At 68.0% G+C, this 7,345-nt stretch carries 6 protein-coding genes; 4 read left to right on the top strand and 2 right to left on the bottom strand.

Features of this window, described 5'->3' with window-relative positions; genetic code table 11:
- Window positions 1–79: 79 nt before the first annotated feature.
- Window positions 80–1,555, top strand: coding sequence for a hypothetical protein (locus AC5JJ2_RS00830; protein ID WP_495856063.1), 1,476 nt, complete (start codon window positions 80–82; stop codon window positions 1,553–1,555).
- 59 nt (window positions 1,556–1,614) lie between these two features.
- On the top strand, window positions 1,615–2,886 hold the full coding sequence (gene ribA / locus AC5JJ2_RS00825; RefSeq protein ID WP_495856062.1) for a GTP cyclohydrolase II: 1,272 nt from the start codon (window positions 1,615–1,617) through the stop codon (window positions 2,884–2,886).
- Window positions 2,887–3,145: 259 nt separating this feature from the next.
- On the opposite strand, the gene AC5JJ2_RS00820 is transcribed toward ribA, so the two are convergent.
- A complete protein-coding gene (locus AC5JJ2_RS00820; protein WP_495856061.1) occupies window positions 3,146–4,231 on the bottom strand; it encodes a tagatose 1,6-diphosphate aldolase in 1,086 nt (361 codons plus the stop codon).
- A 126-nt stretch (window positions 4,232–4,357) separates the two neighbouring features.
- Here AC5JJ2_RS00820 and AC5JJ2_RS00815 point away from each other — a divergent pair, with 126 nt between their 5' ends.
- Both AC5JJ2_RS00815 and AC5JJ2_RS00810 read left to right on the top strand, forming a co-directional pair.
- On the top strand, window positions 4,358–5,383 hold the full coding sequence (locus AC5JJ2_RS00815) for a succinylglutamate desuccinylase/aspartoacylase family protein (protein WP_495856060.1): 1,026 nt from the start codon (window positions 4,358–4,360) through the stop codon (window positions 5,381–5,383).
- A 14-nt stretch (window positions 5,384–5,397) separates the two neighbouring features.
- Complete coding sequence (locus AC5JJ2_RS00810; protein WP_495856059.1) at window positions 5,398–6,516, top strand: mandelate racemase/muconate lactonizing enzyme family protein; 1,119 nt, start codon at window positions 5,398–5,400, stop codon at window positions 6,514–6,516.
- 36 nt (window positions 6,517–6,552) lie between these two features.
- Here the strand turns inward: AC5JJ2_RS00810 and AC5JJ2_RS00805 are convergent, their stop codons facing one another.
- Window positions 6,553–7,302: a tetraspanin family protein gene (locus AC5JJ2_RS00805; protein ID WP_495856058.1), complete on the bottom strand. Its 750-nt coding sequence runs from the start codon at window positions 7,300–7,302 to the stop codon at window positions 6,553–6,555.
- Window positions 7,303–7,345: the final 43 nt, after the last annotated feature.

Here is a 7,345-nt window from a genome sequence, read left to right as displayed (position 1 = left end):
GCGAACCCATCCCCTTGCCGTGGCGTATCTCTAGAACAGCCCCACGACCGCCGGCGCGCGACCCCGAGGACCGTCACCCATGGCCGAAGCCCCCCCGCGTTTGCCCACCACCAACGACCCGACCGGCTACGCCCCGTACTCGGTCACGGCCATCATCGCCGTCGTCCTCGCGAGCCTCTTCCTGTTCGTCCTCGTCCTGCTCGGCGGCAGCGCGTTCCTGTCCGGCCAGCAGCTCGTCGAGCCGCTGCTGCTGGTCATGCCGGCCGCCGTCCTCGTGCTGGCGTTCGCCGCCCGCCGGCAAATCCTGAACTCGGAGGGGACGCGGGCCGGGCTGAACCTCTGCACGTTCGCGTGGTGGGTCGGCGTCCTCGGCGGGTGCGGGTACGCCGCCTACCTCGTCGGCCGGATGGTCGGCGTCCAACAGGACACGAAGGACGCCGTCGTCGCCTGGATCGACACGCTCAAGAAGGCCGACCCGGTGGACACCCGGAACGCCGACTTCCACAAGGCGTTCCAGATGACGCTCGACACCGGCCGCCAGCAGTCGGTCGAGGCGAAGACGCCCAAGGACATCGAGGCGGCGCAGAAGGGGTTCATGGACGACACGGCGAGCACGATCGGCATCGCCCGGTTCCGGCAGCTCGACCTCGTCCGGTTGCTGTACCGTAACCGCGAGTTCGACCCGAAGTTCACGTTCGACGGCCTCCAGTCGTGGCAGCAGGACACGTCCGGCCTGCGGGCGAAGAGCGCCGGGACGCTCCGGACGCCGGAGGGCGAGTTCAAGCTCAACTTCGACATGATGCGGCAGATCACCGACCGCCCGACGTGGCGGGTCGTGGCCCCGCCGCAGGGGTTCATCGGCGGCGGCCGGGTCACGCGGTACGGCGAGGCGTTGGCGGACATGGAGTACACGGCCCGCAGCCTGGTCTACAACTTGTTCCTACCGGCCTGGGGGCTTCAACCCGACCGCCGGCCGAGCCTGCCGTCGGAGTTCTTCAACCAACCTGCCGCCGCCGTCCACGAGTTCTTCCCGCGGGTGCTCGCCCAGGGGGCGGTGCTCGGCTCCGTGGGGGCCGCGAAGCCGGAACCGGCCGGGTACGAGACGACGATGAAGTCGCAACTGTTCGTGCCGCTGGAGCGGCTCGACGGGGCGCGGGACGGCGACCCCCGCGAGCGGTTCTACGCCGCGTGGCGGGCCGGCGTGGTCGCGCCGCCGGGGACGATCCTCAAGGAGACGCCGGACCAGGCCCCGCTCATCACGGTGACCGAGAAGGCGGTCGTCATCCGCGTCCCGGTCGAGATTCAGTTGCCGAAGATGGAGAGTTCGCAGAGCGCCGCCCGCGGGGCCGTCGTGCTGGAGTGCAACGACCCGACCTTCCTGGCGAAGCTGGCGGACCTGCGGAAGGCCGCGGCGACGGACCCGCTCGCCGACACCGTCAGCCCGAAAGTCAACAAGGACATCCCGTGGACCATCCGGGGCATCGAGTCCGACATGCGGATGCTCGTCGCCCCCAAGAAGCAGCAGGCCGACGCCCCGCCGGGCATGGGCGGCTGATTTCGACCGCACCCCGCGCCTATGATGGGTAAACTTCATCCCGACTCCGCGGGGACCGCATGCACCACACGACCGCCGACTTCTGCCCGATCCCGGAGGCCATCGCCGAACTGCAAGCCGGGCGGATGGTCGTCCTCGTGGACGACGAACACCGCGAGAACGAGGGCGACCTCGTGATGGCCGCGGAGGCGGTCACGCCGGAGGCGGTCAACTTCATGGTCCGCCACGCCTGCGGCCGGCTGTGCGTGGCCATGTCCAAGCCGAACGCCGACCGGCTCGGCCTCGACCTCCTTCCCGGCGTCCGGCTCGACCCGAGCGCCACGCCGTTCACCCACAACTTCGACGCCCGGTTCGGCGTCACCACCGGCATCTCCGCCCACGACCGCTGCCGCACGATCCAAGTTTGCGCCGACCCGACGGCGACGGCGAACGACCTCGTCCGCGACAAGGGCCACCTCGACGGGCTGATCGCGAAGGCCGGCGGCGTGTTGGTCCGGGCCGGGCACACCGAGGGGAGCGTGGACCTGTGCCGGATGGCCGGGCTGCGCGAGGTCGCGGTCATCTGCGAAATCCTGAACGAAGACGGCACGATGGCCCGGCTGCCCGACCTGCGGGAGTATTGCCGGACGCACAGGCTGAAGATGTGTACCATCGCCGACCTGATCGAGTACCGGCGGCTGACGGAGAAGCTCATCAAGCGGGAGATCGTGCTGAAGCTGCCGACGGAGTTCGGCGAGTTCGACCTGTTCGCGTACACGTCGATGGTGGATGCCGAGCCGCACTTGGCGATCACGATGGGCGGCGTCGGCGTCGAGCACACCGGGGTCGTCACGCAGGAGGCGGAGCCGGTGCTCGTGCGGATGCACAGCGAGTGCCTGACCGGCGACGTGCTGCACTCGGCGAAGTGCGACTGCGGCCCGCAACTCAAGTACGCGATGCAGCAGGTGGCCGCCGCCGGCCGCGGGGTGATCGTCTACATGCGGCAGGAGGGCCGCGGCATCGGGCTGCTCAACAAGCTGAAGGCGTACCGGCTGCAACAAGAAGAGGGGCTGGACACGGTGGAGGCGAACAAGCGGCTCGGCTTCGCCCCGGACCTGCGGAACTTCGGCATCGGGGCGCAGATTCTCTACGATTTGGGCGTGCGGCAAATTCGGCTGCTGACGAATAACCCGCGGAAGGTGATCGGCCTGGAGGGGTACGGATTGAAGATCGTGGAGCGGGTGCCGATCCAGATGACGCCGGGGGCGTTCAACAAGAACTACCTGCAAACGAAGCGGGAAAAACTCGGCCACCTGCTGGAAACGTTCGACGACGGCGACGCCGAAGAATGACATATAGCGGTGGGCTTGCCCACCGTGCGGCCGGAGTCTTCGACGGCCGCCTGCGCTGCCTCCCGCGGGGAACTGTCTGCGATGGGAAGAACTTTCCCGCGGGAGGAAGGCCGACCCTCCCACAGGAACTTGGTTGTGGCGGGAGGGGCGTCCCCGTGGGAGGGACGCCTTCGCGGTTTCTCGAAAACTCGAAACCGCACGGTGGGCAAGCCCACCGCTATATGACGCCCGGCCTCGCAGCCGGGCGTTTCGCGTTCGCTCAATACACCGCGTTCGGGTCGGCCTTCGCCGGGCCGCTCGACGCGGCGTTGCCGCCGGCGTACCGGGCGTGCCAGCCTTCCGCCGACCGCAGGCTGTGCAAATCTTCCATCGAGTAGCCGTACTTCTTGAACCACGGCGTCCCCTGCTTCACGATCGCGTCGATCTCCTTCACCCGCTTCACGCACTCCGTCTCGGCGAACTTCTGCCGCTCGGCCGCGTTCGCGTAGGTGAAGAACTCCTTCCAGAACGCCCGGCCGCCGAGGACACCGCTCGCCCCGGCCTTCATCGCCATCTCCACCTGCTTCTTGTACTGGTCGTAGTCCACGCCCGCGCTCAGCAGCACCCACGGCTTCGTGCAGGCGTCGTTCAGCTTCTTCAGGTTGTCCGTCAGTTGCGCGTCGCTCTCGACGCCCGGCGTGCCGGGGAACTCGGACTTGTAGATGTCGCAGTACCGGCTCAGGATGCGGGCCGACTCGATCACCGTCGTCGCCTTGCGGTCGATCTTCGACTTCGACTTGTCGTCCTCGCCGTTGTACGCGAAGTGGATCGGCTCCAGCAGGAACAGGATGTCGTGCGCGATGCACTCCTCCCAGATCTTCCGCGTGAACTCGAAGTTGTGTTCGGCCGAGTCGAACTCCTCCGGCTCGAACTGGGCGAGCAGCTTCACCGCGTCCGCCCCGCACTTCTTGATCTTGTGGACGCCCCAGCCTTGCTCGACCTCGCCGCACGGCGCGCCGGCCTTGTTCTTGGCGGCCCCGGACTTCTCGACGCGGATGAGCGTGCCGGTGCTGGCCGGGACGGCGTGGGCGGCGATGGTGCTCCAGTACCCGTAGTACCCGTCCACGAGCAGGCCGGAGCAGTGCGGGGCGAGCGCCCGCGACAGCATCACCTTCGCGTCCCCGATCTCGGCGTAGGTCGGCTCCTTGCCGGTGGCCTTCTTCATCATCGAGATCATGCTGCTGTTCTGGTCGGTGGCGACCATCGTGAGCGTGCCGTTCGGGTTGCTGATCCGTTGCAGCCCGCGGAGCTTGCCGGGGGTGAGGCCGAGGCCGAGCAACCGGGTGACGGAGTGGAGCGTGGACATCGGGTTCGGGTCTCCGGGGATGGGAAATTTTCTCTTGACATTGTTATGACTTGCCGAACCACGCGGCGAGTCGCTTCCCGAACCGCGGCGGCGGCGTACAACCTCCCCACCGCCGGAGAACCGCCCGTGCCCGCGTCCCCGATCCGCTCCGACCTCGACTTCGCGAAGCCGGGCAAGCAACTCGGCCACCTGTTCATCCCGTACTCCCACAACCTCGGCGGCTGGGCCAACCTCATGGTCCCGGCGTGCGTGATTTCGCGCGGGACCGGGCCGACGGCGCTCGTGATGGCCGGCAACCACGGCGACGAGTACCCCGGCCAAATCGCGGTGATGAAGCTGCTCCGCGAAGTGTCGCCGGACGACGTGACCGGCCGGCTCATCCTCATCCCGACGCTGACGATGCCGGCGGCGAAGGCCGGGACGCGGCTGTCGCCGCTCGACGGCCGGAACTTCAACCGCAGCTTCCCCGGCAACCCGACCGGCAGCGTGAGCGAGATTTTGGCCCATTACCTGACGACGGTGCTGTTCCCGCTCGCGGACGTCGTGATCGACATCCACACCGGCGGCCGGAGCGTGGACTTCTACCCGTGCGCCCACATGCACCTCGTCCCGGACGGCCCGCAGCGGCGGGCGATGCTCGCCGGCACGGAGGCGTGGAACTCGGACTTCTGCTTCCTGTATGCGGACATCGCGGGGACCGGGCTGCTGCCCGTGGAAGCCGAGAACCAGGGGAAAGTTGTCATCACGACCGAGATGGGCGGCAGCGAGAACGTGACGGCCGGGGTGCATCGGCTGACGCAGTCCGGCCTGCGGAACGTGCTGACGCACTTCAAGATTCTCAAGGGCGGAGCCGTCACCCGCGAGTCGCTCGGCCTGCCGCCGACGCGGTGGGTGCAGGCGCTGAGCGCGGACGACTACCGGTTCGCCCCGGAGTCCGGCGTGTACGAGAACGTCGTGCCGCTCGGCGAGCCGGTGGCGGCCGGGCAGACGGTTGGCCGCGTTCACTTCCTCGAACGCCCGGACCGCGAGCCGCTGGACGTGACGGCGCTCAGCGACGGCATCCTGATCGCGACCCGCGCCCCGTCGCTCGTCGGCCAGGGCGACTGCGTCGCGTGCATCGCCCACGAGGTCGATCCGCGGAAGCTCCCTTAACCAGAAGCCCCCTCATGAAGATCACCGAAGTCGTTTGCCAGATCATCCGCATCCCGAACGTCGTCGCGAAGACGGCGAGCAGCCAGGACTCCGTCCTCGTCCGCGTCCGGACGGACGCCGGCCTCGAAGGCGTCGGCGAAGCCGACTCGTCGCCCGAAGTCGTGAAGGCGATCATCGACGCGCCGTTCAGCCACAACATCGCGTGCGGCCTCCGGCAGTTGCTCGTCGGCGAGAACCCGCTCGAACACGACCGGCTCTGGCAGAAGATGTACCGCCGCACAATGTACTTCGGCCGCAAGGCCGTCGGCATCACCGCGATGGCGGCCGTGGACATGGCCCTGTGGGACCTGAAGGGCAAGGCATTCGGCCAGCCGATCCACGTCCTGCTCGGCGGGAGGCACCACGCCCGCATCCGCGGGTACGCCTCGATCCTGTTCGGCCGCGACGGGAAGGCGACGGCCGACATCGCCCGCAAGTGGGTGGCCGCCGGGTACACGGCCGTGAAGTTCGGGTGGGAGCCGATGGGCACGTCCGAGGCCGTGGACATCGACCTGATCCGCGGCGCGCGTGAGGGGCTGGGGAAGGCGACGCTACTCATCGACGCCGGGTGCGTGTACGACGCGCGGACGGCCCTGCGGCGGGCCGAGGCGTTCAAGGAATTCTCGCCCGAATGGTTCGAGGAGCCGCTCCGCGAGGACGACGTGGACGGCTACCGCTGGCTCCGCGACCGCTCACCGATCCCGATCGCGGCCGGGGAAGGGGAGTGCGGCCGCGAGTCGTTCCGCCCGTTCCTCGACAAGCAAGCGCTGGACGTTTACCAGGTGGACCTGTCCCGATGCGGGTTCACGGACGCTGCGTACATCCGCAACCGGGTGGAAGAGATCGGCGCACGGCTGTGCAACCACTGCTACACCAGCCCGCTGACGGTGGCCGCGAGCCTGCACTGGCTGAGCACCTGCCGCGATGCGTTCATCTTCGAGGACTGCGTGGAGGACTCCCCGCTGCGGCACGAGCTGACGCACGAGAAGGTTCAATCCGCGGCCGGCTGGATCGACGTGCCCGACCGCCCCGGCCTCGGCGTGACGCTGAACGAGGAGTTCGTGAAGAAGTACCTGATCGGGGAGTCGAAGTAGAAAAGAGAACCGCGGCCGTGTGGCCGCGGTTTTCGTCTAATCGTCATCGTCTTCATCCTCCTCCTCTTCGTCATCCTCGTCCTCGTCCTCGCCGTCGTCATCTTCCTTCGTGTCGTCGGCGTCCATCGCCCCTTCGACTTCCTGGAACCCGGCGATCACCTTCGGGTTGCGGAGCATGATGAGCGCGAACACGCCGACGAGCAGAGGCAGGATGCCGAGGACCGCGCCGGTCATCGCCCACGTGTACGATTCGAGGTTCTGCATCCGGCTCGCGCCGAGGCAGATCATCGCCCCCCACACGCCAATGATGACGCCGAACAGCATGACCGGGATTTGGTCCGCGTAGTCGTCGTCGCTCGGCGAGATGTCTGTGAAGATGAGCGGCCAGACGCCGAAGATCGTCGTCGCGAGGCCGATGAAGAACGTCAGCCCGCCCTCGGCGATGAGCAGGTTCGCCGGCATGACGAGTAGCGACATGGCCGGGCCGCGGGCGCTCCGCTTCTTCTTGTCGTCCACGCCGTCGAACCGGACCTTCTTCTTCGCCTCCTTCTGGGCCTCCGTGTCCTCCTCCTGGACGACGCCGTAGGGGTTGACCGGGCCGTCCTCGTCGTCCCCGCCCTTCGCCGCGGCCGCCGGCGCGGCCGCCGGGGCCGGGTCGTCCTTCACTTCCTTCACCTTCGGGACGAACGTGGACTGGCACTGCTTGCACCGGATCTTCTTCCCCTCCGGCGGCCGGTTGTTCGACTTGAGTTCTGCGTCGCACTCCGGGCACTTGAACACGAACATGGGCCACTCCACGGTGACGGGTCGGCGAGAACGATGACGGGAA

It is taken from the genome of Limnoglobus sp., from assembly GCF_059499385.1.
The sequence above is the reverse complement of the archived record's forward strand: the minus strand, read 5'-3'. Positions and strand labels throughout refer to the sequence as shown.

Bases quoted from the DNA above. Each gene is read 5' to 3' on its own strand.
- AC5JJ2_RS00810 (WP_495856059.1), top strand. From the start codon at position 5,398: ATGAAGATCACCGAAGTCGTTTGCCAGATCATCCGCATCCCGAACGTC.
- AC5JJ2_RS00830 (WP_495856063.1), top strand. From the start codon at position 80: ATGGCCGAAGCCCCCCCGCGTTTGCCCACCACCAACGACCCGACCGGC.
- ribA (WP_495856062.1), top strand. From the start codon at position 1,615: ATGCACCACACGACCGCCGACTTCTGCCCGATCCCGGAGGCCATCGCC.
- AC5JJ2_RS00820 (WP_495856061.1), bottom strand. From the start codon at position 4,231: ATGTCCACGCTCCACTCCGTCACCCGGTTGCTCGGCCTCGGCCTCACC.
- AC5JJ2_RS00805 (WP_495856058.1), bottom strand. From the start codon at position 7,302: ATGTTCGTGTTCAAGTGCCCGGAGTGCGACGCAGAACTCAAGTCGAAC.